This window comes from Enterobacter sp. LU1, assembly GCF_008271405.2.
GTDB lineage: Bacteria > Pseudomonadota > Gammaproteobacteria > Enterobacterales > Enterobacteriaceae > Enterobacter > Enterobacter hormaechei_C.
The window spans coordinates 2,743,094-2,767,534 of the sequence record NZ_CP043438.2 but is presented as its reverse complement, the minus strand read 5'-3'; the positions used below and the strand labels follow the sequence as shown (position 1 = coordinate 2,767,534).

26 protein-coding genes, 3 tRNA genes and 1 pseudogene are annotated in these 24,441 nt (G+C 52.9%); 19 read left to right on the top strand and 11 right to left on the bottom strand.

The genetic code is table 11. The annotated features are described in order from the left end of the window. Positions 1 to 219 precede the first annotated feature (219 nt). The 8 genes from FZF21_RS13315 (at position 220) to sdiA (ending at position 7,708) form a co-directional block, all read left to right on the top strand. The gene (locus tag FZF21_RS13315; RefSeq protein WP_040117810.1) at positions 220 to 1,857 is read left to right on the top strand and encodes a FliC/FljB family flagellin; all 1,638 of its coding nucleotides are present in this window, start codon (positions 220 to 222) and stop codon (positions 1,855 to 1,857) included. 163 nt (positions 1,858 to 2,020) lie between these two features. Then, a complete protein-coding gene (locus FZF21_RS13310) occupies positions 2,021 to 2,740 on the top strand; it encodes an RNA polymerase sigma factor FliA (RefSeq protein WP_003859623.1) in 720 nt (239 codons plus the stop codon). A 54-nt stretch (positions 2,741 to 2,794) separates the two neighbouring features. Further along, the gene (gene fliZ, locus FZF21_RS13305; RefSeq protein WP_015570235.1) at positions 2,795 to 3,346 is read left to right on the top strand and encodes a flagella biosynthesis regulatory protein FliZ; all 552 of its coding nucleotides are present in this window, start codon (positions 2,795 to 2,797) and stop codon (positions 3,344 to 3,346) included. An 86-nt stretch (positions 3,347 to 3,432) separates the two neighbouring features. Next, positions 3,433 to 4,233, top strand: a complete 801-nt coding sequence (gene tcyJ / locus FZF21_RS13300; protein WP_003859627.1) for a cystine ABC transporter substrate-binding protein — start codon at positions 3,433 to 3,435, stop codon at positions 4,231 to 4,233. 103 nt (positions 4,234 to 4,336) lie between these two features. Further along, positions 4,337 to 5,323, top strand: a complete 987-nt coding sequence (gene dcyD, locus FZF21_RS13295) for a D-cysteine desulfhydrase (protein ID WP_017384480.1) — start codon at positions 4,337 to 4,339, stop codon at positions 5,321 to 5,323. Between the two features lie 21 nt (positions 5,324 to 5,344). Beyond that, the gene (gene tcyL / locus FZF21_RS13290) at positions 5,345 to 6,013 is read left to right on the top strand and encodes a cystine ABC transporter permease (protein WP_003859632.1); all 669 of its coding nucleotides are present in this window, start codon (positions 5,345 to 5,347) and stop codon (positions 6,011 to 6,013) included. Further along, complete coding sequence (gene tcyN, locus FZF21_RS13285; RefSeq protein WP_003859634.1) at positions 6,010 to 6,762, top strand: L-cystine ABC transporter ATP-binding protein TcyN; 753 nt, start codon at positions 6,010 to 6,012, stop codon at positions 6,760 to 6,762. Before tcyL ends, tcyN begins: the two co-directional genes overlap by 4 nt. A gap of 223 nt (positions 6,763 to 6,985) precedes the next feature. Then, positions 6,986 to 7,708 carry a transcriptional regulator SdiA gene (gene sdiA, locus FZF21_RS13280; protein WP_017384479.1) on the top strand — a complete coding sequence of 241 codons (723 nt, stop codon included), beginning with the start codon at positions 6,986 to 6,988 and terminating at the stop codon, positions 7,706 to 7,708. Positions 7,709 to 7,772: 64 nt separating this feature from the next. On the opposite strand, the gene FZF21_RS13275 is transcribed toward sdiA, so the two are convergent. Beyond that, positions 7,773 to 7,997, bottom strand: coding sequence for a DUF2594 family protein (locus FZF21_RS13275; protein WP_003859644.1), 225 nt, complete (start codon positions 7,995 to 7,997; stop codon positions 7,773 to 7,775). Beyond that, positions 7,994 to 8,095, bottom strand: a pseudogene (locus tag FZF21_RS22320) (hypothetical protein); the annotation flags it as partial. The gene FZF21_RS13275 and the pseudogene FZF21_RS22320, both read right to left, overlap by 4 nt. 366 nt (positions 8,096 to 8,461) lie before the next feature. On the opposite strand from FZF21_RS22320, the gene uvrY reads away from it, so the two are divergent. From uvrY to FZF21_RS13230, 9 genes are all read left to right on the top strand, one after another. Further along, a complete protein-coding gene (gene uvrY, locus FZF21_RS13270; RefSeq protein ID WP_003859647.1) occupies positions 8,462 to 9,118 on the top strand; it encodes a UvrY/SirA/GacA family response regulator transcription factor in 657 nt (218 codons plus the stop codon). After that, a complete protein-coding gene (uvrC, locus tag FZF21_RS13265) occupies positions 9,115 to 10,947 on the top strand; it encodes an excinuclease ABC subunit UvrC (RefSeq protein WP_017384477.1) in 1,833 nt (610 codons plus the stop codon). The genes uvrY and uvrC overlap by 4 nt, the downstream gene beginning before the upstream one ends. A 56-nt stretch (positions 10,948 to 11,003) precedes the next feature. After that, complete coding sequence (gene pgsA / locus FZF21_RS13260) at positions 11,004 to 11,552, top strand: CDP-diacylglycerol--glycerol-3-phosphate 3-phosphatidyltransferase (RefSeq protein WP_003859652.1); 549 nt, start codon at positions 11,004 to 11,006, stop codon at positions 11,550 to 11,552. A gap of 163 nt (positions 11,553 to 11,715) precedes the next feature. Then, positions 11,716 to 11,791, top strand: a tRNA-Gly gene (locus FZF21_RS13255). 51 nt (positions 11,792 to 11,842) lie between these two features. Next, positions 11,843 to 11,916, top strand: a tRNA-Cys gene (locus FZF21_RS13250). A gap of 11 nt (positions 11,917 to 11,927) precedes the next feature. After that, positions 11,928 to 12,014: transfer RNA gene (locus FZF21_RS13245), tRNA-Leu, on the top strand. Between the two features lie 547 nt (positions 12,015 to 12,561). After that, a complete protein-coding gene (locus FZF21_RS13240; RefSeq protein WP_017384435.1) occupies positions 12,562 to 13,317 on the top strand; it encodes a DUF4225 domain-containing protein in 756 nt (251 codons plus the stop codon). Positions 13,318 to 13,319: 2 nt separating this feature from the next. Beyond that, the gene (locus FZF21_RS13235) at positions 13,320 to 13,643 is read left to right on the top strand and encodes a hypothetical protein (RefSeq protein ID WP_017384434.1); all 324 of its coding nucleotides are present in this window, start codon (positions 13,320 to 13,322) and stop codon (positions 13,641 to 13,643) included. A 29-nt stretch (positions 13,644 to 13,672) separates the two neighbouring features. Then, positions 13,673 to 14,599 carry a LysR substrate-binding domain-containing protein gene (locus tag FZF21_RS13230; protein WP_045348698.1) on the top strand — a complete coding sequence of 309 codons (927 nt, stop codon included), beginning with the start codon at positions 13,673 to 13,675 and terminating at the stop codon, positions 14,597 to 14,599. A gap of 5 nt (positions 14,600 to 14,604) precedes the next feature. Here the strand turns inward: FZF21_RS13230 and FZF21_RS13225 are convergent, their stop codons facing one another. From FZF21_RS13225 to FZF21_RS13200, 6 genes are all read right to left on the bottom strand, one after another. Next, positions 14,605 to 15,075, bottom strand: a complete 471-nt coding sequence (locus FZF21_RS13225) for a hypothetical protein (protein ID WP_045348696.1) — start codon at positions 15,073 to 15,075, stop codon at positions 14,605 to 14,607. A gap of 165 nt (positions 15,076 to 15,240) precedes the next feature. Then, positions 15,241 to 15,957 carry an ABC transporter ATP-binding protein gene (locus FZF21_RS13220; protein ID WP_017384431.1) on the bottom strand — a complete coding sequence of 239 codons (717 nt, stop codon included), beginning with the start codon at positions 15,955 to 15,957 and terminating at the stop codon, positions 15,241 to 15,243. Beyond that, positions 15,954 to 16,829, bottom strand: coding sequence for an ATP-binding cassette domain-containing protein (locus FZF21_RS13215; protein WP_015570244.1), 876 nt, complete (start codon positions 16,827 to 16,829; stop codon positions 15,954 to 15,956). The genes FZF21_RS13220 and FZF21_RS13215 overlap by 4 nt, the downstream gene beginning before the upstream one ends. Then, complete coding sequence (livM, locus tag FZF21_RS13210) at positions 16,826 to 18,100, bottom strand: high-affinity branched-chain amino acid ABC transporter permease LivM (protein WP_015570245.1); 1,275 nt, start codon at positions 18,098 to 18,100, stop codon at positions 16,826 to 16,828. The genes FZF21_RS13215 and livM overlap by 4 nt, the downstream gene beginning before the upstream one ends. A gap of 11 nt (positions 18,101 to 18,111) precedes the next feature. Beyond that, a complete protein-coding gene (locus FZF21_RS13205; RefSeq protein ID WP_003859667.1) occupies positions 18,112 to 19,026 on the bottom strand; it encodes a branched-chain amino acid ABC transporter permease in 915 nt (304 codons plus the stop codon). Positions 19,027 to 19,094: 68 nt separating this feature from the next. After that, positions 19,095 to 20,216: a branched-chain amino acid ABC transporter substrate-binding protein gene (locus FZF21_RS13200; protein WP_003859669.1), complete on the bottom strand. Its 1,122-nt coding sequence runs from the start codon at positions 20,214 to 20,216 to the stop codon at positions 19,095 to 19,097. Positions 20,217 to 20,627: 411 nt separating this feature from the next. Here FZF21_RS13200 and FZF21_RS13195 point away from each other — a divergent pair, with 411 nt between their 5' ends. Further along, positions 20,628 to 21,296 carry a YecA family protein gene (locus FZF21_RS13195; protein WP_003859671.1) on the top strand — a complete coding sequence of 223 codons (669 nt, stop codon included), beginning with the start codon at positions 20,628 to 20,630 and terminating at the stop codon, positions 21,294 to 21,296. 316 nt (positions 21,297 to 21,612) lie between these two features. Here FZF21_RS13195 and tyrP read toward each other — a convergent pair whose 3' ends face one another. Beyond that, positions 21,613 to 22,824, bottom strand: coding sequence for a tyrosine transporter TyrP (gene tyrP, locus FZF21_RS13190; protein ID WP_047738877.1), 1,212 nt, complete (start codon positions 22,822 to 22,824; stop codon positions 21,613 to 21,615). A 191-nt stretch (positions 22,825 to 23,015) separates the two neighbouring features. Between tyrP and FZF21_RS13185 the strand changes: the two genes are divergently transcribed. Further along, positions 23,016 to 23,252, top strand: a complete 237-nt coding sequence (locus FZF21_RS13185) for a YecH family metal-binding protein (protein WP_003859673.1) — start codon at positions 23,016 to 23,018, stop codon at positions 23,250 to 23,252. Between the two features lie 36 nt (positions 23,253 to 23,288). Here the strand turns inward: FZF21_RS13185 and ftnA are convergent, their stop codons facing one another. Beyond that, positions 23,289 to 23,786, bottom strand: a complete 498-nt coding sequence (gene ftnA, locus FZF21_RS13180) for a non-heme ferritin (RefSeq protein ID WP_003859676.1) — start codon at positions 23,784 to 23,786, stop codon at positions 23,289 to 23,291. Between the two features lie 200 nt (positions 23,787 to 23,986). Then, entirely contained in the window at positions 23,987 to 24,325 is a 339-nt protein-coding gene (gene yecR / locus FZF21_RS13175) for a YecR family lipoprotein (protein ID WP_015570249.1), read from the bottom strand. Positions 24,326 to 24,441 lie beyond the last annotated feature (116 nt).

Below are 24,441 nucleotides of genomic sequence, written 5' to 3'. Positions count from 1 at the left end.
CCTCAACTCAGGAAAGTTTACGGTTAGGTTCAAATTTTTAATGGCGAGAATAACGCTATTGGAGAAGAGTATTTCTGTGGCTAAAAAAAATGATGCGATCCTGAAAAAAATTCTAAAGGTTGTTTTGGACCAGACGATAACACCTTTGACGGCGATGAAGCCGAAGGGTGGAAACCCAAATCTAATCCACAGATTTGATGAACAACAGGAAACGAAATCATGGCACAAGTCATTAATACCAACAGCCTCTCGCTGATCACTCAGAACAACATCAACAAGAACCAGTCTTCAATGTCTACTGCCATTGAGCGTCTGTCATCCGGTCTGCGTATCAACAGCGCAAAAGATGACGCTGCTGGCCAGGCGATTGCTAACCGCTTCACCTCTAACATCAAAGGTCTGACCCAGGCTGCACGTAACGCCAACGACGGTATCTCCGTTGCGCAGACCACTGAAGGCGCACTGTCTGAGATTAACAACAACTTACAGCGTATCCGTGAGCTGACCGTTCAGTCCTCTACTGGTACTAACTCCCAGTCTGACCTGGACTCTATCCAGGACGAAATCAAATCCCGTCTGGATGAAATTGACCGCGTATCCGGTCAGACCCAGTTCAACGGCGTGAACGTGCTGGCAAAAGACGGCTCCATGAAAATTCAGGTTGGCGCGAACGATGGCCAGACCATCACCATCGACCTGAAACAAATCGACTCTAATACTCTGAAACTGTCCGGCTTTAACGTTAACGGTAAAGGTGGCGTAGCCAACGCAGTTGCAACTGCAGCCGATATGACCGCTGCTGGCTTTACCCTGGCTGGTAATACGTACACAGGTTCTGCAGGATTTAAAGCTGCATCTTCTGCAGATGTATTAGGTAGCCTGGCAAATGGTGACACTGTCCTCAGTGTTGGCACTGTTGCTGATGGTCTCTCAGGAGCAGCAAATACCTACACCTACGATAAAGCAAACGACAAGTTTACTTTCGGTGTAACAGGCGCTACCTCTGCTCAGGTTCTGAGCTACCTGAACCCAGCTGCGGGCGACACTACCTCAGCTACCGTTACTATCGGTACAACTAAACAAGACGTCATCATTGCTAAAGACGGTACTTTAACCGCTAAAGATGATGGTGCTGCTCTGTATCTGGATACTACCGGCAACCTGACCAAAAACAGCGCGGGTACCCCACCTGTTGCAACACTGGCTGGTCTGCAGGCTAACGGCGGTGGTACTGCGATTGCTTCTTCTATTACCACAGCATCTGGCGAAACCCTGACTCTGACAGGCGGTACGGCTGGTACTATCGATGTTGCTAATGCCTCTATCAGCGCTGACAAACTGCAGAGCGGTGCTGCTGCAGGTTATACAACATCTACCGGCTATGCCGTTGACAACGCCGGTGCGGTTAAAAGCGGTGCTGCGGATGTGTATGTTGATAACAACGCTGCATTAACCACCACAAATACAGCTACTTATTTTGTTCAGACTGATGGCTCTATCACCAATGGTTCTGGCAAGGTTGCGCACAAAGATGCGAATGGTAAGATCACCACTGACGCTCAGACTGCTACTACTGCCACTACTGACCCACTGAAAGCCTTGGACGACGCTATCAGCTCCATCGATAAATTCCGTTCTTCTCTGGGTGCGGTACAGAACCGTCTGAGCTCTGCCGTAACCAACCTGAACAACACCACTACCAACCTGTCTGAAGCGCAGTCCCGTATCCAGGACGCCGACTATGCGACCGAAGTGTCAAATATGTCTAAAGCGCAGATCATTCAGCAAGCCGGTAACTCCGTGTTGGCTAAAGCTAACCAGGTTCCTCAGCAGGTTCTGTCTCTGCTGCAAGGCTAATCGCCTGATTACGCTCAAACCCCGCTTCGGCGGGGTTTTTTCTGTCCACGTACATACGTAACCCCCCAAATAACCCCTCATTTCACCCACTATTCACCCGATTAAAACCCCTCCAGAATCGGATAATCATGCCGATAACTCAACTAACGCAGGGCTGTTTATCGTGAATTCACTCTATACCGCTGAAGGTGTAATGGATAAACACTCGCTGTGGCAGCGTTATGTTCCGCTGGTGCGTCACGAAGCATTGCGCCTCCAGGTGCGTTTGCCGGCGAGCGTGGAACTGGACGATCTGCTACAGGCGGGCGGTATCGGGTTATTGAATGCAGTTGACCGGTACGACGCTCTGCAAGGAACGGCATTTACGACTTACGCAGTGCAGCGTATTCGTGGTGCGATGCTGGACGAGCTGCGCAGCCGCGACTGGGTGCCGCGCAGCGTTCGCCGCAACGCGCGCGAAGTGGCGCATGCGATGGGGCAGCTGGAACAGGAGCTGGGGCGCAACGCAACGGAAACCGAAGTAGCGGAGCGTCTGGGCATTCCTGTTGAAGAGTATCGCCAGATGTTGCTCGATACCAATAACAGCCAACTCTTCTCTTATGATGAGTGGCGCGAAGAGCATGGCGATAGCATCGAGCTGGTGACCGATGAACACCAGCAAGAGAACCCGTTACACCATTTACTGGAAGGGAATTTACGCCAGCGCGTGATGGAAGCGATTGAAGCTTTACCGGAACGTGAGCAACTGGTGTTAACCCTCTATTACCAGGAAGAGCTCAATCTCAAAGAGATTGGCGCCGTGCTGGAGGTGGGCGAGTCACGGGTGAGCCAGCTGCACAGCCAGGCCATTAAACGCCTGCGCACAAAACTGGGTAAGTTATAGGTGAGTTATTCGCCTTGGAAATGCCGCACAACGTATTGACAACCAGGAGTTATCATGACGGTGCAGCAATCTAAAAGACGGCCTTTAAGCCGCTACCTGAAAGACTTTAAACACAGCCAGACGCATTGCGCCCACTGTAAAAAATTACTCGACCGCATCACGCTGGTTCGTCGCGGTGAAATCGTGAATAAGATTGCGATTTCCCGCCTCGACACGCTGATGGATGAAGCCGCCTGGCTTGAAGAGCAAAAAGAGTGGGTAGCGCTTTGCCGTTTCTGTGGCGATCTCCATTGCAAAGAGCAAAGCGACTTCTTCGATATTATCGGCTTCAAGCAATTCCTGTTTGAACAAACGGAGATGAGTCACGGCACCGTGCGTGAATACGTGGTTCGCCTGCGCCGCCTGGGTCAGCATTTGACCATGCAAAATATCTCCCGCGATCTGCTGACGACCGGATACCTGGATGAAAATCTGGAACCCTGGTTGCCCGCCACCAGTACCAATAATTACCGCATCGCGCTGCGAAAGTACGCGCAATATAAAGTCCAGATGCCGGGCGTCATAAAGCAGAAAGTCCGCGCCGGAACAACTTCTGATATATATTAAAAAAGAATAAGATGTAGCGCAGCCGCCTTTGACGTTGCAGGCGATTTCTCTACACTACTCAAAAATTCCACTGTATCGGGGTACTTATGAAATTAGCACTTCTGGGTCGTCAGGCGCTGATGGGGATGATGGCCGTTGCGCTGGTCGCGGGGATGAGCGTGAAAACGTTCGCGGCAGAGAATCTGCTCAACAAAGTTAAAGAGCGCGGCACGCTGCTGGTTGGGCTGGAAGGAACCTATCCTCCGTTCAGCTTCCAGGGCGACGACGGTAAACTGACCGGTTTTGAAGTGGAGTTTGCGCAGGAGCTGGCAAAACACCTCGGCGTTAAAGCCTCACTGAAACCCACCAAATGGGACGGGATGCTGGCGTCACTGGATTCCAAACGTATTGACGTGGTGATTAACCAGGTAACCATTTCTGACGAGCGTAAGAAGAAGTATGACTTCTCCACGCCGTACACCGTGTCCGGTATTCAGGCGCTGGTGAAGAAAGGTAACGAAGGCAGTATCAAATCCGCAGCGGATCTGAAAGGTAAGAAAGTCGGCGTCGGTCTGGGCACCAACTACGAAGAGTGGCTGCGCCAGAACGTGCAGGGCGTGGACATCCGTACCTACGATGATGACCCGACGAAATACCAGGATCTACGCGTAGGCCGTATTGACGCCATTCTGGTTGACCGCCTGGCAGCGCTGGATCTGGTGAAGAAAACCAACAATACCCTGGCTGTCGCGGGTGATGCGTTCTCCCGTCAGGAGTCCGGCGTGGCGGTGCGTAAAGGTAACGAGGATCTGCTGAAAGCCATCGACGGCGCCATTGCTGAGATGCAGAAAGACGGCAGCCTGAAGGCGCTTTCTGAGAAGTGGTTCGGCGCAGACGTGACGAAATAAGTCTCTGACTGACAAAAAAAGGCGCTTTTAAAAGCGCCTTTTTTATTTCTCGCGCGTCTGCGTGCATAATGAAATAACAATTGTTTGCGTGACCGGAGGAACCATGTCACTACAGAATTTAACGCGCTTTCCCCGTCTGGAATTTATCGGCGCACCCACGCCGCTGGAGTATCTGCCGCGATTTTCTGACTATCTGGGGCGCGATATATTCATTAAGCGTGACGATGTGACGCCCATGGCGATGGGCGGAAATAAGCTGCGCAAGCTGGAATTTCTCGCCGCCGATGCCCTGCGCGAAGGCGCGGACACGCTGATCACCGCCGGGGCAATTCAGTCTAACCACGTTCGCCAGACGGCGGCAGTGGCGGCGAAGCTGGGACTCCACTGCGTAGCCCTGCTGGAGAACCCGATCGGGACGCAGGCAGAGAATTACCTGACTAACGGTAACCGTTTGCTGCTGGATCTGTTCAACGTGCAGGTTGAAATGGTCGACGCGTTGACCGACCCGGCTGCACAGCTCGACGAGCTGGCGACGCGTCTGGAAGCGCAGGGTTTTCGTCCGTACGTGATCCCGGTTGGCGGCTCGAATGCGCTGGGTGCCCTCGGCTATGTTGAGAGCGCGCTGGAAATCGCTCAGCAGTGCGAAGGCGCGGTGAGTTTATCCTCGGTGGTGGTGGCGTCCGGCAGTGCGGGGACCCATGCTGGTTTAGCGGTCGGGCTTGAGCAACTGATGCCGGAGGTCGAGCTGATTGGCGTGACGGTTTCCAGAAGCGTTGCGGAACAGAAGCCGAAAGTCGTCACCCTGCAACAGGCGGTGGCTGAACAGCTTGCGCTTCAGGCGAAGGCGGAGATATTGCTGTGGGATGACTATTTCGCGCCGGGCTATGGCACCCCCAATGATGAAGGGATGGAGGCCGTTAAGCTGCTGGCCCGTCTCGAAGGTATTCTGCTCGACCCGGTCTATACCGGCAAGGCAATGGCGGGCCTGATCGACGGCATCGCCCGCAAGCGCTTTAAGGATGAAGGACCCATTTTGTTTGTTCATACTGGCGGGGCGCCTGCGCTGTTTGCCTATCATCCTCATGTCTAAAAATCAGGTAGAAAAATAATAATGCAAGAAAGTATTCAACTGGTTATTGATTCGCTGCCGTTCTTGCTTAAGGGCGCGGTGTTTACTTTACAGCTCAGTATCGGCGGGATGTTCTTCGGGCTGGTGCTCGGGTTTGTGCTGGCACTGATGCGCATGTCGAACATCTGGCCGGTGCGGTGGCTGGCGCGGTTTTACATCTCCGTGTTCCGCGGAACGCCGCTTATCGCCCAGCTGTTTATGATTTACTACGGGCTGCCACAGTTTGGTATTGAGCTGGATCCGATCCCGGCGGCGATGATTGGCCTGTCGCTGAATACCGCGGCGTACACCTCTGAAACGCTGCGTGCGGCGATCTCCTCCATCGATAAAGGACAGTGGGAAGCGGCGGCCAGTATCGGGATGACCCCGTGGCAGACGCTGCGCCGGGCGATCCTGCCCCAGGCGGCGCGCGTGGCGCTGCCGCCGCTGAGCAACAGCTTTATCAGCCTGGTGAAAGACACCTCGCTTGCGGCGACCATTCAGGTGCCGGAGCTGTTCCGTCAGGCGCAGCTGATCACCTCGCGCACGCTGGAAGTGTTTACCATGTATCTGGCGGCCTCGCTGATTTACTGGGTGATGGCGACGGTACTGTCCGCTCTGCAAAACTATTTTGAAAACCAGCTTAACCGCCAGGAGCGTGATCCAAAATGAGTGCAATTGACGTCAAAAACCTGGTGAAAAAATTCCATGGACAAACGGTGCTGCATGGCATTGATCTTGAGGTTGAGCAGGGCGAAGTGGTAGCAATTATCGGCCCGAGCGGGTCAGGCAAAACCACGCTGCTGCGCAGCATCAATTTACTGGAGCAGCCCGAAGGCGGGACGATCCGCGTGGGTGATATCACCATTGATACCGGGAAACCCATCAGCCAGCAAAAAGGGCTGATTCGCCGCCTGCGCCAGCATGTCGGCTTCGTGTTCCAGAGCTTTAATCTCTTTCCGCACCGCACGGTGCTGGAAAACATTATTGAAGGGCCGGTCATCGTCAAGGGGGAACCTAAGGAAGACGCGACGGTCCGCGCCCGCGAGCTGCTGGCGAAGGTTGGGCTGGCAGGGAAGGAGACGAGCTATCCGCGTCGCTTATCTGGCGGGCAGCAGCAGCGTGTCGCCATTGCGCGCGCGCTGGCGATGCGCCCGGATGTGATCCTGTTTGACGAACCCACATCCGCGCTCGATCCTGAGCTGGTCGGGGAAGTACTGAACACGATCCGACAGCTGGCGCAGGAGAAACGCACGATGGTGATTGTGACGCATGAAATGAGCTTCGCTCGCGACGTTGCCGATCGGGCTATTTTCATGGATCAGGGGAGAATAGTTGAGCAGGGGCCGGCTAAAGCGCTGTTTGCCAATCCGCAGCAGCCCCGAACCCGTCAGTTCCTTGAAAAATTCTTAATGCAGTAGCATTTTAGCGTTCAATTTGCTCCAGATGCCGCTTCTGGAGCAAATTATCCTCCCTTAAACTCCGTTCTGTTGCTTTTTTATTCCGCCTGATGTGGATAAGCCATCGCCAAATTAAAGATAATCTGCCTGTGGCCGATATTTTATATAAATAATCATGCTTTATGTGTTAGGTTATATTCACCATAATAATGATTATCTTTATCAGAGGCTTCATTCAGTAAGTATGAGGGATATAGACTTTTTCACCTGGCGACGGGAATGCTTCCTCCGGTTTCAGGAAATGACCTGTGCCGAAGAGGTATATCAGGAACTTCAGCGACAAACGCAGGCGCTTGAATTCGATTATTATGCGCTTTGTGTTCGACACCCTGTGCCATTTACCCGCCCGCGAACCTCCGTCCATTCCAGTTATCCGCAACAATGGATGGCGCAATATCAGTCCGAGAATTATTTCGCCATTGACCCGGTGCTGAAGCCGGAGAATTTCATTCAGGGACATTTGCCCTGGACGGATGAATTATTCACGGATGCCCAGCAATTATGGGACGGCGCGCGGGACCACGGTTTACGCAAGGGAATAACGCAGTGTCTGATGATGCCAAATCATGCGCTCGGTTTCCTCTCCGTGTCATGTACCAGCTTACAGGCACACTCGATATCCAGTGAAGAAGTTGAGCTGCGTTTACAAATGCTCGTCCAGATGGCGCTCACTACACTGTTGCGCTTTGAACATGAGACGGTGATGCCGCCTGAAATGAAATTCAGCAAGCGTGAGCGGGAAATTCTGAAGTGGACCGCAGAAGGGAAGACGTCGGCAGAAATCGCCATCATTCTCTCCATCTCGGAAAATACCGTCAATTTCCATCAAAAGAATATGCAGAAGAAATTCAACGCACCGAATAAGATCCAGATAGCGTGTTATGCCGCGGCGACGGGGCTTATCTGACTGATATCACGTTCTGCGTGTCAGACGAGAAAACGGCTGAATGCTTTGCATCCAGCCGTTTTTGTTACTGGCGGTAGGCTTGTTTAATTTGCTTAACCGTATTGGCAAAAACAGCGGATTCCGCCTGGTCTTCCATCTGCGCGATCTGTTTTTCCATTTTAATGATCACACGACCAGCATCAGCCTGGCCCATCGCCTGTAGCATAAGCGTCAGCAGCGACTTCAGGCAGTTTACTTCCTGTGCCAGTTCCTGGTTATTCTCGGCAGTGGCAAATTCAGGTGTGCTCATTTATTTTCCTCATTATAAAACAGCGCATGAGCGCGACGATGAAAGTTAAGGCGGCGGAGTATACCACAAGCTACGGCAAAAAATGCAGTGGTTGTTTTTTATACTTATCGCGCAGTGATTATTGGGCGGCGTGGATTATGAAGGTACCCTGTCCAATATGTTAGCGACAATTAAATGTTTATCCCCGGTTCGCCATTCGTTAATTGTTGTTACAAAAAATCGCGCGCTCTTTTTCGTTTGAGTTAACAACTGTTTTAGTAACTTTTCGAATGTCGATGCTAAAAAATAGCGGTAAAAGCCCGGCGGGCAAGGGTTTTCTTTCCACTTTCTGTACAGCTTAATTTCCAAAAACGAGACCAGAATCGAATAGCCGATTTTTTAGCGTTTTAATCTTGCATGGAAAACCGTTAATATAAACCCAATTAGCAGTCAGTAGCGTTATCCCTATTCTGGAGACATTTCCTTTGATCAACGTCCTTCTTGTTGATGACCACGAACTGGTGCGCGCAGGGATACGACGCATTCTTGAAGATATAAAGGGTATTAAAGTTGCCGGCGAGGCGTGCTGTGGCGAAGATGCCGTCAAATGGTGTCGCGCTAACTCCGCAGACGTGGTGCTGATGGATATGAACATGCCCGGTATTGGCGGGCTTGAAGCCACGCGCAAAATCGCGCGCATGTTCGTTGATACCAAAGTTATCATGCTGACCGTCCATACCGAAAATCCGCTGCCTGCCAGGGTTATGCAGGCGGGGGCTGCCGGGTATCTCAGTAAAGGCGCCGCGCCGCAGGAGGTCGTCAATGCGATCCGCACCGTCTACGCCGGGCAGCGCTACATCGCTTCTGATATTGCTCAACAGATGGCCCTGAGTCAGATTGAACCGGAAAAAACGGAATCTCCGTTTGCCAGTTTGTCTGAGCGCGAATTGCAGATTATGCTGATGATCACTAAAGGTCAGAAGGTGAATGAGATCTCAGAGCAGCTGAATCTCAGCCCGAAAACGGTCAACAGCTATCGCTATCGAATGTTCAGTAAATTGAACATTCACGGTGATGTCGAACTGACTCACCTGGCCATTCGCCATGGTTTGTGCAATGCGGAGTCGTTAATAAGTCAGTGAGTGAAGCGTTCGATTCAAAAGCATTTCTGAAAACCGTCACCAGCCAGCCAGGCGTCTATCGTATGTACGATGCTGGCGGTACGGTTATCTATGTCGGTAAGGCGAAAGATCTGAAGAAACGCCTTTCCAGCTATTTCCGCAGCAACCTTGCCTCCCGTAAAACCGAAGCGCTGGTCGCACTTATTCACAACATTGATGTCACCGTAACGCATACGGAAACGGAAGCGCTGCTCCTTGAGCACAACTACATTAAGTTGTATCAGCCGCGCTACAACGTTCTGCTGCGCGATGACAAGTCCTATCCGTTTATCTTTCTGAGCGGCGACACGCACCCGCGGCTGGCGATGCATCGTGGCGCTAAGCATGCGAAAGGTGAATATTTCGGCCCGTTCCCGAACGGTTATGCCGTGCGGGAAACGCTGGCGCTTTTGCAAAAAATCTTTCCTGTTCGCCAGTGCGAAAATAGCGTTTATCGCAACCGCTCCCGGCCATGCCTGCAATATCAGATTGGCCGCTGCCTGGGGCCGTGCGTTGAAGGGCTGGTGAGCGAAGAAGAGTACGCGCAGCAGGTGGAATATGTCCGCCTGTTTTTAGCCGGGAAAGACGATCAGGTGCTGACGCAACTGATTGCCCGTATGGAAAAAGCCAGCGCGGCGCTGGAATTTGAGGAGGCCGCACGCATCCGCGACCAGATTCAGGCGGTGCGCAGGGTGACCGAGAAGCAGTTTGTTTCCAATACCGGCGACGACCTCGATGTTATCGGCGTAGCCTTTGACGCCGGTCTGGCCTGCGTTCATGTGCTTTTTATTCGTCAGGGCAAAGTGCTCGGCAGCCGCAGCTACTTCCCGAAAGTGCCGGGCGGCACTGAGCTGGGTGAAGTGGTGGAGACCTTCGTCGGCCAGTTTTATTTGCAGGGCAGCCAGATGCGTACGCTGCCCTCGGAGATCCTGCTCGACTTCACGCTCGATGATAAAACCCTGCTGGCGGAGTCGCTTTCAGAGCTGGCAGGCCGCCGGGTGAATGTTCAGACGAAACCGCGCGGCGATCGCGCGCGCTATCTGAAGCTGGCGCGAACCAATGCCGCCACGGCGCTGACCACTAAACTTTCCCAGCAGTCGACTGTCAGCCAGCGTTTAACCGCGCTTGCTACGCTGCTCAAGCTGCCGGAAGTGAAACGCATGGAATGCTTCGACATCAGCCATACGATGGGTGAGCAGACCGTGGCGTCGTGTGTGGTCTTTGATGCCAACGGTCCGCTGCGGGCAGAGTATCGTCGCTATAACATCACCGGCATTACGCCCGGTGACGATTATGCCGCCATGAATCAGGTGCTGCGCCGTCGCTATGGTAAAGCGATTGAAGAGAGCAAAATCCCGGACGTTATCCTTATCGACGGCGGGAAAGGGCAGTTGGGGCAGGCGAAGGCGGTATTTGAATCGCTCGACGTGGAGTGGGATAAGAACCATCCGCTGCTGCTAGGGGTAGCGAAAGGGGCAGATCGTAAGGCTGGCCTGGAAACGCTGTTCTTTGAGCCGGAAGGCGAGGGCTTTAGCCTGCCGCCGGATTCCCCTGCGCTGCATGTGATCCAGCATATCCGCGATGAGTCGCACGATCATGCCATCAGTGGGCACCGTAAAAAACGGGCGAAAGTGAAAAATACCAGTACCCTTGAGACGATTGAAGGCGTCGGGCCAAAACGTCGCCAGATGCTGTTGAAGTATATGGGCGGATTGCAAGGATTACTCAACGCCAGTATGGAAGAAATTGCAAAAGTGCCGGGTATTTCGCAAGGGCTGGCAGAAAAGATCTACTACTCGTTGAAACATTGAGGGCTCTGTAGCAACATAGAGCTAAATTTTACTGACAACAGACAGTTACCGTCATCATGCGATTTAATATCCCTACGTTGCTCACTCTTTTTCGCGTTGTGCTCATTCCGTTCTTCGTCCTGGCATTTTACCTGCCGGTCGTCTGGGCGCCTTTTGCCTGTGCGCTGATTTTCCTGATCGCTGCCGTTACGGACTGGTTTGATGGTTATCTGGCGCGTCGCTGGAACCAGAGTACCCGCTTTGGCGCGTTCCTCGATCCGGTTGCGGATAAGGTGATGGTGGCAATCGCGATGGTGCTGGTGGCGGAACATTATCATACCTGGTGGGTAACGCTGCCTGCCGCGACCATGATTGGCCGTGAGATTATTATCTCTGCCCTGCGCGAGTGGATGGCGGAGCTGGGTAAACGCAGCAGCGTGGCGGTGTCCTGGATCGGTAAAGTTAAAACCACCGCACAGATGGCGGCGCTGGTATGGATGCTGTGGCGTCCGAATGCCTGGGTAGAGTGGGCCGGCATTGGTCTGCTGTGGGTTGCGGCGGTGCTGACGCTGTGGTCAATGCTGCAATATTTGAACGCTGCGCGCGGTGATTTGCTTGAACAGTGATCGTTTCGGCTTAATTTTCAGCAAACGATCCTGAGATGCAAAAAATAACGTTGACTCAAAACGTCATATCAGTAGAATGCAACGCATCGAACGGCGGCACAGTTAGCCGGACGACAATGAAATCAAGTGGTTAGGAAGTAGTTAAATAGTTACTTGATGACATGCGGGAATAGCTCAGTTGGTAGAGCACGACCTTGCCAAGGTCGGGGTCGCGAGTTCGAGTCTCGTTTCCCGCTCCAGATTAATGCATCGGCAGCTTGCGGGTGCAGGTCGAAAGACAACAGATTTAAGGCGCGTTAGCAAAGCGGTTATGTAGCGGATTGCAAATCCGTCTAGTCCGGTTCGACTCCGGAACGCGCCTCCACTTTCTTCCCTGGCCGGATGGTGGAATCGGTAGACACAAGGGATTTAAAATCCCTCGGCGTTCGCGCTGTGTGGGTTCAAGTCCCACTCCGGCTACCATGGGAAAAAGCAGAATAATCAAAGCAATAAGCAGTGTCGTGAAACCACCGAAAGGTGGTTTTTTTGTGCCTGCAATCCCCCCTTCCTGACAACAAATCTTATTTTCCAGCCCGGCACAGGGACAACTTTAACATGGCTCTCCGGCGACAAGCTCTCAAACGTCCAGGATGTGAACTGGTTTTTAAGTGAAAAATAAGCGGAACGGTAGTGAACCGACCAGCGCATAAAAGCTTCTCAGAAAGCTGTGTAGGGAGGTACGCAGAGGGTATGAAAACGGGAATGCCTCGGGCAAAGCGAACGGAAACTGGTACAACAGGTGGACGAACTGAGGCAGTGCCGCCGTACAGCATTGTCACTTACTGCCCAATCATCTGACTGTAAGCGCCGGGTATAAAAGCATGTGGCGATAATGCACTATGTGGCCGTGTGCACTTTGTATAAGAAATTTCACCTCTTAGCTGCTGCAAACGCATATATGTAAACGACTATTGAATGTCGTCTAAACGCATGTAGTATTGATGATCATCATTTGTAACATGGAGGTGGAATGTATAATCATAATCGTGATAAAAGTCATTTTGAGCATAAAATCCGTGAAATTGAGCTGCTCACAGAGCAAATCGCCGCAAAGCATATACTTTATGGCACTTCAAATCTGTTTTTTGAAATCCAACAGCTTGTGGGGAATTTGAAAAGAGAGATTGAATCCCATTGTCTTACCTATTCTGGGGGGACACATATCCTTGATGAACAGATACGGCACCTCCATGAACAGGATGAGCTGCTTACTTTTAACCGAGCGAAGATATACATAGTTGTCGAAAAAAATCGGACGACAACGACAACCATCGCGCTCAAACAGATTGGCTTCGTCGCCGGTGGCGCACAAGTTTATGGGGGCGCTAGTTTATGTGTTGGTTCGCTGGGTCTGGCATGTGCTGCGTACGGCGCCCCTATGATCGCTCATGGTTTAAATAATATGTACGAAAATGGCTATTATCTCCTTTTCCGTGAAGAACAATCAGGAACCCTGAGAGATGCATATAGATTTGCTGCTACGAAGTTAGGTTATGGTAATAACCAGGCAGACTTAGTCTATGGCGTCGTTGATCTCTCTTTATCAGCATATGGTGCGGGCAGAAAAGTTTTGGGCCCCAGAGAAAAGTCCTGGAGTTTATTCCACAATATCCAATCCGATTATATCAGAGGTTGGCAAGAAGCGTCTAAAACCGCAATGGCGCTGGATTTGACCAGTGGAAGTATTACGGGTTGGCAGATGTACCAGATAGCTAAAGAGAATTGATTATGTCACAAGAATTAGAATTTTCGCTTCATCCACCTGTTTGGCCTGCTATCGTGTATTTTGTTGTATCTGTGGCAATTTTTTTCCTGCTTTATCTCGGTAAACTAAAAGTTAACAGGCTGCGTAAATACCCGCTATTTATCGCATATATGGTGTTTGTAATCGCTGTTGCAGCCGTTCAGATAAACATCTTTGCTAATGGCTACGAGTTTGTCCGCAGCTTTTTGCATATCGATTTTGACCCCTATCGATATGACTCGGTATATTGGGGATCATTGTGTTTCTCCATAATTTACTTGCTGGCGTTGCCCCGGAACAAGTTTTAGCATAATGAAATTTTCATTTAAGGGACGCTATGTCTTTACCGCCATTGTATGCACTGCGTGCGTTTGAAGTTGCTGCGCGGTTGAACTCCTTCAGTAAAGCCGCTGAAACGCTCAATATTACGCCGGGCGCGGTCAGCAGACATGTTCGTACCCTTGAACTGTGGTTCGACTGCGAGCTTTTCAAAAGGCAAGGTCCTCGCGTGGAGGTCACTGAAGCCGGGCGAGTGCTTGCCGGGCAGCTGAACGAAAGCTTCACGAGCATTGAATGGGCCTGCCGGGTATTTCGCAGTGAAAACCACCTGCTGCGGTTAAAAGCGCCCAGTACCCTGACCATGAGATGGCTTCTCGACGTGCTGCGATCTTTTCGCAACAACCATGCAAAACCACAGGTTGAGATTGCCAGCGTCTGGATGGACATTGACACCGTTGATTTCAATCTTGAGCCCTACGATTGCGCCATTCTTCTCGGCAATGGGCGTTTTGGTGACACAACGGAAAGCCAACTGCTATTTCATGAATGGCTTATCCCGGTTTGTACTCCATCACTTATCGAACCGGCCCGGCAGCGGCTTCCGCAATGCGATCTGATCCATCCTTCACCGGACAGACGTGACTGGCGGCGCTGGCTGCGAAGAACAGGATTGTTCCCGGGGCTCGATATGAGCAGCGGTATGGTGTTCGATACCCTTGAACAGGGAAGTATTGCCGCGATGAACGGGCACGGCATCGCTATCGCCGACCTGCATCTCACGCTTGATGCCCTGAAAAGTGGCCTGCTGGGCCTGCCTTTCAGGGAAGCTATCGCGACGGGGGATGGCTACTACCTCGTCTGGCCAAAAAATTCACTCAAAAGAGAGAGCATTCAGCATCTTCTGGCCTGGCTGCAAAACCTTACCCCGGTCGTTCCCGCGCTGGATATCGATTATCTGGCATACGATGACAGCCGGATTTATTAATACCGTTATGAATAAGATATATTTGCCATCTTTTTATAACGTTCTGGCAAAGCGCTGTTCAGGTTGAGCACCTTATCCAGAATATAAAATGCTGGCGTGTTTTTCTGTTGCTCAGCGTCAATAATTGCCGCACGTAATAGCGTGGCGGCAGACGAAATCTTGTGAAAATAGTCCTTAGACTCGGGCGTCTGTAATTCACCAGAAGTGGCGTAACGCACGTCCGGCCAGCCAGAGAAGTTGAGCAGCGGGAGAGGGTTGCCTGCTTCGGGCTGACAGGATGAAAGCAACGCAGCTGCTTTTTGGGGATCGCGATAGGCAACTGAAAGCATATACGCGCGCTGCGAAAACGGTAACAGGGCGTCAGAATGATTTTTGGTGGAGATAAGCAGGGTCATAAAATTCGCTAAATCGCCATCTGATGGAATTTCAGATGGCGATATAATTTTCATTAACTGAAATAAAGCATCAAGTGTCATGTTTGCCCCGGTTCCTCTCATTATGACTATTCAGTTTGCGCCTGAATGTTTTAATTGGCCCACCGTCAGGGTAGGTCGAGAGGATAATATTGGAAGGCGTGCGTTTTTGAAAAACGATTAATAATGGCAATCACTGTGAGTTTTTCTCACTATAGCCTTTTCATTTCACACTCCACCCAGATACGCCTTCCTCACCTCCGGATCCTTCAGCAACGCCTCGCCGCTGCCGCTTAACCGAATCTGCCCGTTAACCATCACATAGCCGCGGTCGGACAACTTCAGCGCGTGGTGCGCATTCTGCTCGACCAGAAAAATCGTCATTCCGTTACGGGCCAGTTCGCGCAGCGTCTGGAAAATCTGTTTAACCACGATTGGCGCGAGGCCGAGGCTGGGTTCATCCAGCAGCAGAAGTTTAGGACGGCTCATCAGCGCGCGGGCGATAGCCAGCATCTGCTGTTCACCGCCGGAGAGCGTCATCGCCCGCTGGTTACGTCGCTCCTTGAGGCGGGGGAAGAGGTCGAACATGCTTTGCATATCTTCCGCTGCATGCTGATTGCCGACGGGGATTGTCCCCATCAGCAGGTTCTCTTCTACAGACATATCCGGGAAAATGCGTCGTCCCTCAGGTGCCTGCGCGATGCCACCGGTGGCAACATAGTGGGTGGATTTGTGGCTGATATCCTCGCCGCAGAAGAGGATCTGCCCGTTGCGGATCCGGGGCTGACCAAAGACAGACATCAGTAATGTTGACTTCCCCGCGCCGTTAGCGCCAATCAGGGCCACGGTTTCCCCTTTGTTAACCTCAAGCGAAACCTGCTTCAACGCCTGGATCACCCCGTAGAAAACATCCACATCCTGAAACTGAAGCATCGGTTCGCTCACAGATTTACCTCGCTTTCGTCGGTGCCCAGATACGCGGCAATCACTTTTTCATTGTGCTGGATTTCAGCCGGTTTACCTCTGGCAATCACATCGCCATGATCGAGCACAATGATGTCATCTGAAATGCCCATCACCATCCCCATATCATGCTCGATCAGCAAAACCGTGATGTCATGGTGGTCGCGCAGGAACCGGATGATCTCACTCAGCTTGTGCGTTTCCACCGGGTTCAGGCCGGCAGCAGGTTCATCGAGACAAATCATCTCCGGGCCGGTACACATGGCGCGGGCGATTTCGAGGCGTCGTTGCTGGCCATAGGACATTTCCCCGGCCAGACGGTTCGCGCAATCCACCAGATCCACCACCTCCAGCCAGTAAAACGCCCGGTCCAGCGCATCGTTCTCTGAGCGACGATACGCAGGGGTGTTCAGCACCCCCGCCAGCAGATTGCGGTTGACGCGCATGTGCTGTGCCACCAGCAGGTTTTCCACAACGGACATCTCGCGGAACAGGCGGATGTTCTGAAACGTGCGCGCAAGACCCGCGCGGTTCACCAGATGCGTGCCGCCAAACATCTTATAGAACAGGCGTTGACCAAGCTGCGCCGGGTTGAGCCAGTCGCCCGGCTGGAATTTCTGGCCGAGCACCTGAATGACATTGGTGGTTTTATTTCGTGCATTGAACAGAATGTTGCCGCCGGAGGCCCGGTAGAAACCGGTCAGGCAGTTAAAGACGGTCGTTTTTCCCGCGCCGTTAGGCCCAATGAGTGCGGTAATGGAGCCGCGCTGCACCTCAAGATTGACGTCGTTTAAGGCCTTGATCCCGCCGAAGTGCATCATCAGATGTTCTACACGTAAAATCGTTGCGTTCATGGCGCCACTCCTTTACGCACGGCAAATCCGCTGCGGTTGATGCGGATCAGACCGCGAGGACGCCAGATCATCATCACCACCATCAGCATGCCAAACAGCAGCACGCGATATTCCGCAAAGCTGCGCAGCAGTTCCGGCGTGACGGTCAGCACAAAGGCGGCCAGTACGACGCCGACGGTGGAGCCCATCCCGCCCAGGACCACAATGGCGAGGATCAGGGCCGATTCAAAAAAGGTGAAAGAGGTCGGGTTAACAAACCCCTGGTAGGTGGCAAAAAACACCCCGGCGATACCTGCCGTCGATGCGCCCAGGGTGAAGGCCGAGAGTTTGACCAGAACGTGATTTAGCCCCATTGAACGGCAGGCAATCTCATCCTCACGGAGCGCTTCCCACGCCCGTCCAATGGGCATTCGGGTCAGCCGGTGTTTAATGTACAGCACCAGCATGACTACCAGGAACAGCACCGCATAGATGAAGATAAACTTCAAGTTGGGGTTATAGGTCAGGCCGAAGAACTCGTGGAAGGGGACGCCGCCTTCTTTGGCGCGTCGGCCAAACTCCAGGCCAAAAAAGGTCGGGGCAGGGGCTGAAACGCCGTTAGGCCCGCCGGTGAAGGTGAGCCAGTTGTTCAGCACCAGGCGGATGATCTCGCCAAACCCGAGCGTGACGATGGCGAGATAATCCCCGTGCATGCGCAGCACCGGAAAGCCGAGCAGGGCGCCCGCGCCCGCGGCCATTAGCGCCGCCAGCGGCAGCATGCTCCAGAACCCAAGCCCCAGATACTGATACCCGAGCGCCAGCCCGTAAGCGCCGATGGCATAGAAGGCGACATAACCCAGATCCAGCAGCCCTGCCAGGCCAACAACAATGTTCAGCCCAAGACCGAGCAGGACGTAGATCAGTCCGAGAATGGCAACCGTCAGAACGTATTTAGTGGCCACAAACGGGAAGCAGATCGCCAGCGTGACAATCAGCGGAATGATCCAGCGCATGCGGCTTTTATACGCCGGCGGCCGGACATACACCCCCGCATTGTCGGATTCAAACCGTGCCTGTAAACGTCTTCCGGCCGCCGTAGCTGAAAAGGCGCTCAGTAAAAAGCGTCCCACCATCACCGTGCCTACAATCCACGCCAGCCGCTGGCCGTCAAAGGTAAAGCTGTAACCATCCAGTATCACGCCCGCAATCGGGCCGAAAATAATCAGGGCGATCATTCCGGAAAAAATCGAGTCCAGAATGCAGCGCTTCAGGGAAAAACCGTCAGAGGTCATCGCGTTGTTCCTTACACTTTAGCCACGACGGGGCGGCCCAGCAGCCCCTGAGGACGAAAGATCAGAATTAAGACCAGCAATCCAAACGAGAACACGTCTTTATAATCCGAGTTCACCATCCCGGAGAATTGCGCTTCTGCGACGCCCAGAATCAGCCCGCCAAGCATCGCACCGGGCAGAGAGCCGATGCCGCCCAGCACCGCCGCCGTAAAGGCCTTGATGCCGATAACAAACCCGACGTAAAAATCAAAGGTGCCGTAATTCATGGTGATTAGCACGCCCGCCAGCCCGGCCATGGCTGCGCCGATAACAAACACCAGCGAAATAATTCTGTCGGTGTTGATACCCAGGATGGAGGCCATCTTACGATCCTGCTGTACCGCACGGCACATGCGTCCTAAGCGGGTACGGTTGATAATCCAGGTCAGCACCAGCATGCCCGCGAACGAGGCGATGAGAATAAAGACTTTGGTATAGGTTATCTGGACAAACCCTTCGCCGAGGTGAAAACGCAGCACGCCATCAAGCATGGTGGGCACGCCCTGCTGGCGCGGGCCCTGGCTGAGCTGGACGTAGTTTTGCAGTATCAACGACATCCCGATGGCCGAAATCAGCGGCGCCAGACGCGTCGAGTTGCGTAGCGGCTTATAGGCGATGCGCTCAATCGTCCAGCCATAAACGCCGGTGACCACGATGGTGAAAACCAGCGTCCCCAGGATCAGCAGCGGAAAGGAGTGGAGTCCAAAAAACGCCAGCAGGGCCAGGCCAATGGCCGAGAGATAGGCGGAGATCATATACACTTCGCCGTGGGCGAAATTGATCATACCGATGATGCCGTACACCATGGTGTAGCCGATGGCGATAAGACCGTAGACCGAACCCAGCGTTAAGCCATTAATTAATTGTTGCAGGAAGAATGTACTCATGGTCGCGCACCTGAATAAAGGGTTACGCCGACAGTCAGACCTGCCGGCGCTGAGCAGATTCCGTCCCGTTATGGCACTTCTTTATATTTGCCTTTGTCATCCCACTGATAGACCACGTAGTCAGAGACTTTGAGGTCACCTTTGCTGTCCCAGGCTTTTTTACCCATCACCGTGTCGACAGGGTTGGCCTTCAGCCACTCGCTGGCTTTTGCGGAATCCGTCCCTTTCGTGGCCTTGAATGCCGCCGCGATAGCCTGCACAGACGCGTAGGCGTAGAGGGTGTATCCTTCAGGTTCAAATTTACCGGTGCGGAATTTCTCGATGACGGCTTTTCCGTCCGGGATCAGGCGCGGATCTTTACCGAAGGTCATGTAAATACCGTTGGTGTATTGCGCCCCACCGGCGGCGGTGACCATCTCTTCATTGACGATACAGTCTCCCGAGAAGAACTTCGCCTGCACGCCCTGTTCACGCATCTGGCGAACCAGCGGGCCCGCTTCCGGGTGACAGCCCCCGAAGAACACCACGTCCGGTTTTTGTGCGCCGATTTTGGTCACCAGCGCGTTAAAGTCTTTCTCCCCGCGGGATAACCCTTCGTACATCACCTCCTTCACGCCGCGTTTCGCCAGCGCCGCCTTAGTGGCGTCCGCCAGCCCCTGGCCGTAGGTGTCTTTATCGTGGATGATGACCACCCGTTTGGCTTTCAGCTTATCAAGAATGAAATCGCTGGCGACCTGGCCCTGCTGGTCGTCACGTCCGCACATGCGAAATATATCGCTCATGCCACGTTCGGTAATAAGCGGGTTCGTTGAGCCGGGGGTGATGGAGAGGATCCCGGCATCGCTGTAGACCTCGGAGGCGGGCATGGTCGACGAGGAGCAGAAGTGGCCGACGACCGCTTTCACCTTATCCTGATCGACTAAGCGGTTGGCAACGGCGACGGCCTGTTTGGGCTCGCAGGCGTCGTCGCCCTGAACCAGTTTGATTTTCTCACCGTTGATCCCGCCGGCGGCGTTAATGTCTTCTGCCGCCTGCGTAGCGCCATGCCAGTATTGATCGCCGTAGGTTGCGTTCGGGCCTGTGAACGGCCCGGCCACGCCGATGACGATATCGGCCTGCGCGGAAAAGGCCGTCACCAGACAACCGGCCAGCACCAGGGAGAGGGGAGTTTTGGTAAATTTCAGCGACATTATTATGTTCCTTAGCAAAGAGGTTTTTGCACCAGGTATAAACCCGAACGCCTGATGGCATCGTAAATCCAAAAAGAAGAGCGAGAACAAAATGCACTTTAGAAGCAATCTCATGCTTAATACGGCGAGGATCCCACGCACCGCGAAGCGCGCAGAACATTAAGCAAAAAGGTTGCCAGAATGGTTAATCCCTTGACCGGGTCACAACACGTTGAGTATAGAGCGCCGTTTTATGCGTCTTTGCGGGATGAGATGAATTTACAGCGGAGATCACATCTCCTTAACAACAAAGCCCATAAGTTGTGCAACGGTCACGATTTGCACGTTTTTGCAGCAATAAAGACCTAAACTTCAGATAGGCACGCGCGGCGATCTATGTCAGGATCGTTTTTTTTATCAGGAGTATCAGCAATGGCTGAAGGCCCATTAAATGAAAGCGAGATGGCGTGGCTGGAAGAGACATTAATCTCTTACGGTCACGACGATGCATCCGTGATTGACGTGTCCGAACTGGACGGCATGCTTACCGCAGTACTTTCCGGTCCCGTTGTGGTGGAGCCCGACACCTGGCTGGTGGCGGTCTGGGGTGGTGAGAAATATATTCCGCGCTGGAAAAACGATCGTGAGATGAACCGTTTTATCGATCTCTGCTTTAAGCACATGAACGATATTGCCGAGCGTTTGAGCGAATACCCGGATCAGTTTGAACCGCTGTTTGGCTATAACGACGTTGACGGTCAGAGCTATACCGTGGTGGAAGAGTGGTGCTATGGCTACATGCGCGGCGTGGCGCTGACGGACTGGTCATCCCTGCCGGAAGCGCTGGAAGCGGACCTGGCGGTGATTGCCCTGCACGGGACGGAAGAGAACAGCGAGAAGCTGGATGCGCTGACCGAAGAGGAGTACATGGCCAGCATCGAAAGCATTCAGCCTGCGGCGCTGCGTTTGTATAACTACTGGGTGGCTAACCCGCAGCAGCCGGAAGCGAAAAAGCCGATCGTGAACGGGTCGAAGGTGGGGCGTAACGATCCGTGCCCGTGCGGGAGTGGGAAGAAGTTTAAAAGCTGCTGCCTGCATTAAATCATTAATTACTGTGGCCTGAATGGGGCACGGGTGTTGAGTCCCCGCTAAAATCGGCGAACCGGAGACCAGATGACAAGGGCTGGACGCCATGGATGGCGGCCAGAGGCGAATCGAGACAGGATGTCGAGTTGAGCCGACCGCAGGCAGATGGTCGGGAGGTGAGCGCAGTGCGAAGCACCGATTTTCCGCGGGGCCGCGGGGATTGATAAGGGGGCCGCGGCGGCCCCCTTATCCCGTTCACATGCTGTGAAAAAATTATATTCTGTTGATCTTAAGGTGAACGGAACAGTACCTCAGGACCTGTATAAATAAGTTATCCCACTTCCGGCAGCATCCCCGCTGCAATCAAAATCTGCACCAGAATAATCACCACCCCACAACCAAACACCGCGCAAAGCATTGGCGTACCGCCCGCTACGCGATACCCCTGCTGCGGATGTTGCTGGCGGCTCTTCCACGCCAGCAGGGAAGGCAGCAGCAGGGCCAGTACCGATAACGCCACGCCAGCATACCCCAGCGCCATCACAAACCCGCGCGGGTAAAAGAGCGCGAAGGCCAGCGGAGGCAGGAAGGTCATCGCCCCCGTCTGTAAGCGACCGGCAACGGTATTGCGACGCTGGAACAGATCCGCCATATAGTCAAACAGGCCAAGCGCTACGCCGAGGAAGGACGTTGCCAGCGCCAGGTCTGCAAACAGATGTACCGCCAGCTCCACGTGTGAAGAGGCCACCACGTTACGCAGGGCAACCAGGAATCCATTCAGACCAGAATGCTCTGCCATCAGTCCGATAAAGGTATTGGAATCAATACTGCCCAGCGTCACCAGCTGCCAGAACAGGTAAGCAATCAACGGAATGGCGCTGCCGATAACAAAGACGCGGCGCAGCTTGCGAATATCACCGTTCATATAGCTCACGATGCTCGGCACGCTGCCGTGAAAACCGAAGGAGGTGAAAATAACCGGGATGGCCGAAAGCGCCAGACCTTTCTCCAGCGGGAGGGAGAGCAGGTTAATCTTGTGAACATGCGGTGCCAGCAGCACCAGCATCACAACCAGGAAAAGAATTTTGGCGCTGAACAAAAAACGGTTAAACAGATCGACCAGCGATGTGCCCGCACAAACCACGCCGCCACCGATCAGCGTAAAGACAATGGCGCCTGTTTCCGGTGAAAGTGACGCACCGAAGCCGTCATTGATACTTGACGCAATCAGCTCCCCGGCGCCGCTGATGTAAGCGGCAGTCAGGGCGTACATCAGGAACATCATGCTGAAACCGGTGATCCACTGCCCGTAGCGTCCAAGATAGCGTGCAGCCAGGGAGCCTAAGCCAGTATCGGCAGGGACATGCTGATAAACCTCCAGCAATAATAGCGCGGTGTAACACATCAGGGCCCACAGACCGCCCAGCAGCACTACGGTAACCCCAAACCCGACGCCGGCGGCAGCCAACGGCATGGCCAACATTCCTGCGCCAATTGTCGTTCCGGCGACGATAAAAATACTTCCCAGAGTTCTGTTCTTCACGCTTTCCTCTACAACGCTTCCATACCGCGACTCATTCTGCGGCGCAGAGTAAGGGAAAAGCACCATCTCGTCAAATCACCGTTACATAGGGTGTAATAATTAATTTACAAAAAGAAAAGGGTAACCTGAGCCAGCGCAAAGCGTGCCGTAGAGGGAACGTTTAGTCTGCTTTTTATTTGCGAGAGGTAACCATGTCAATTCACGGACACGACGTGCTGAATATGATGATTGAGTCAGGTGAGCGCTATACGGAGGAGAGTCTGGTTGAGGCGATACATGCCCGCTTTGGCGAAGCGGCGCGTTTCCATACCTGTTCAGCTTCGGAGATGACGGCCGCGGAGCTGGTGGCGTTTCTGGCGGCGCGCGGAAAATTCATTCCAGCAGCAGACGGATTTTCCACTCACGAAAGTAAAATCTGCCGCCATTAAATAATGCGGTGCTGAAAACTCAGCACCGCTTTTCTGTTAATTCTGGGTATCGAGCGTCGACAGCTCTTTATCAATGAAGTACAGACCTTCCCCGGATTTACCTGCCAGAGATAATTTATCCAGCACGGATTTAAACAGCTTCTCTTCTTCGTGCTGTTCAGCCACATACCACTGAAGGAAATTAAAGGTTGGATAATCCTGGCTGGTCATGGCGGCATGAGCCAGTTCATTAATTTTCTGGGTGATCAGCTGTTCATGCTCATAGGTGGCGCGGAACAGTTCATCAAGAGAGCCGTATTCGGCAAAAGGCGATGCCACGTTATCAATGCGCGGCAGGCTGCCGGTGTCCGTCAGGTAATCAAACAGACGCTGCATGTGCGTCATCTCTTCCTGGGCATGACGACGCAGGAAGGCGGCCGCCCCTTCAAAGCTGTGATAGCTGCACCAGGCGCTCATCTGCTGATAAAGCAGGGAAGAAAAAAGCTCAAGATTCATTTGCGCATTGAGCTTGTCGATCATTTCAGTTTTTAACATGGTGCAGCTCCGGTTTATTAATTCTGGTTCACGATGAGCGACACTATAATTTGTTATTTAATTATTTGCAAAAAGTAAAATAAATATTTCTTTATTAAAAATACGAATGGGAATAAAACGCATTGCCGCCATTTATATTTATTAATGAGAATTGTTTTAGTTCTTATTAAATAAACTGCCAGCGTGACTGGCAGTAGCGGTTAATACCACGGATTCTGGCTGGAAGAGGTAACAGCATATCCCTGACATTTATACTGAATGGTCACACTTTCGTTCAGACAGAGTGAACCGCTGATCAGGGTGCAGGTTTTAATTGGCTGCCCGTAGGCTGACGCAGTGGCGTAGCCCATATGTTGACAGGCTTTGGTTGCCGTACCGTTATTAACATACTCATCAGACCAGGCGTTTTGCAACATGGCCTGGCCATAGTCGAGGCGCACAATTCCGTTTGGGGCATCCGTACTGCTGACTTCTGCCTGACGGTTGATACTGCACCCGGCGAGCAACAGGATCGTTCCGGCTATGATTACACGTTTCATGGTTCACTCTGCGTGACGGGAAATACGCCATTGTAACCAACGCGATGGTACGCAATGGCTGGAATAGCCGGAGGATCTGCCCTCTCACTGTGCAACGAGCCGGGCCACCGCGCGAA

Coding starts and splice junctions, on each gene's coding strand:
- FZF21_RS13275 (WP_003859644.1), bottom strand. CDS start 7,997: ATGAGCACACCTGAATTTGCCACTGCCGAGAATAACCAGGAACTGGCA.
- FZF21_RS13195 (WP_003859671.1), top strand. CDS start 20,628: ATGGCTGAAGGCCCATTAAATGAAAGCGAGATGGCGTGGCTGGAAGAG.
- FZF21_RS13215 (WP_015570244.1), bottom strand. CDS start 16,829: ATGAACGCAACGATTTTACGTGTAGAACATCTGATGATGCACTTCGGC.
- FZF21_RS13200 (WP_003859669.1), bottom strand. CDS start 20,216: ATGTCGCTGAAATTTACCAAAACTCCCCTCTCCCTGGTGCTGGCCGGT.
- sdiA (WP_017384479.1), top strand. CDS start 6,986: ATGAGGGATATAGACTTTTTCACCTGGCGACGGGAATGCTTCCTCCGG.
- FZF21_RS13315 (WP_040117810.1), top strand. CDS start 220: ATGGCACAAGTCATTAATACCAACAGCCTCTCGCTGATCACTCAGAAC.
- ftnA (WP_003859676.1), bottom strand. CDS start 23,786: ATGTTAAAAACTGAAATGATCGACAAGCTCAATGCGCAAATGAATCTT.
- tcyN (WP_003859634.1), top strand. CDS start 6,010: ATGAGTGCAATTGACGTCAAAAACCTGGTGAAAAAATTCCATGGACAA.
- tcyJ (WP_003859627.1), top strand. CDS start 3,433: ATGAAATTAGCACTTCTGGGTCGTCAGGCGCTGATGGGGATGATGGCC.
- yecR (WP_015570249.1), bottom strand. CDS start 24,325: ATGAAACGTGTAATCATAGCCGGAACGATCCTGTTGCTCGCCGGGTGC.
- FZF21_RS13185 (WP_003859673.1), top strand. CDS start 23,016: ATGTCAATTCACGGACACGACGTGCTGAATATGATGATTGAGTCAGGT.
- fliZ (WP_015570235.1), top strand. CDS start 2,795: ATGACGGTGCAGCAATCTAAAAGACGGCCTTTAAGCCGCTACCTGAAA.
- FZF21_RS13235 (WP_017384434.1), top strand. CDS start 13,320: ATGTCACAAGAATTAGAATTTTCGCTTCATCCACCTGTTTGGCCTGCT.
- pgsA (WP_003859652.1), top strand. CDS start 11,004: ATGCGATTTAATATCCCTACGTTGCTCACTCTTTTTCGCGTTGTGCTC.
- livM (WP_015570245.1), bottom strand. CDS start 18,100: ATGACCTCTGACGGTTTTTCCCTGAAGCGCTGCATTCTGGACTCGATT.
- FZF21_RS13205 (WP_003859667.1), bottom strand. CDS start 19,026: ATGAGTACATTCTTCCTGCAACAATTAATTAATGGCTTAACGCTGGGT.
- FZF21_RS13230 (WP_045348698.1), top strand. CDS start 13,673: ATGTCTTTACCGCCATTGTATGCACTGCGTGCGTTTGAAGTTGCTGCG.
- FZF21_RS13225 (WP_045348696.1), bottom strand. CDS start 15,075: ATGACACTTGATGCTTTATTTCAGTTAATGAAAATTATATCGCCATCT.
- dcyD (WP_017384480.1), top strand. CDS start 4,337: ATGTCACTACAGAATTTAACGCGCTTTCCCCGTCTGGAATTTATCGGC.
- tcyL (WP_003859632.1), top strand. CDS start 5,345: ATGCAAGAAAGTATTCAACTGGTTATTGATTCGCTGCCGTTCTTGCTT.
- FZF21_RS13240 (WP_017384435.1), top strand. CDS start 12,562: ATGTATAATCATAATCGTGATAAAAGTCATTTTGAGCATAAAATCCGT.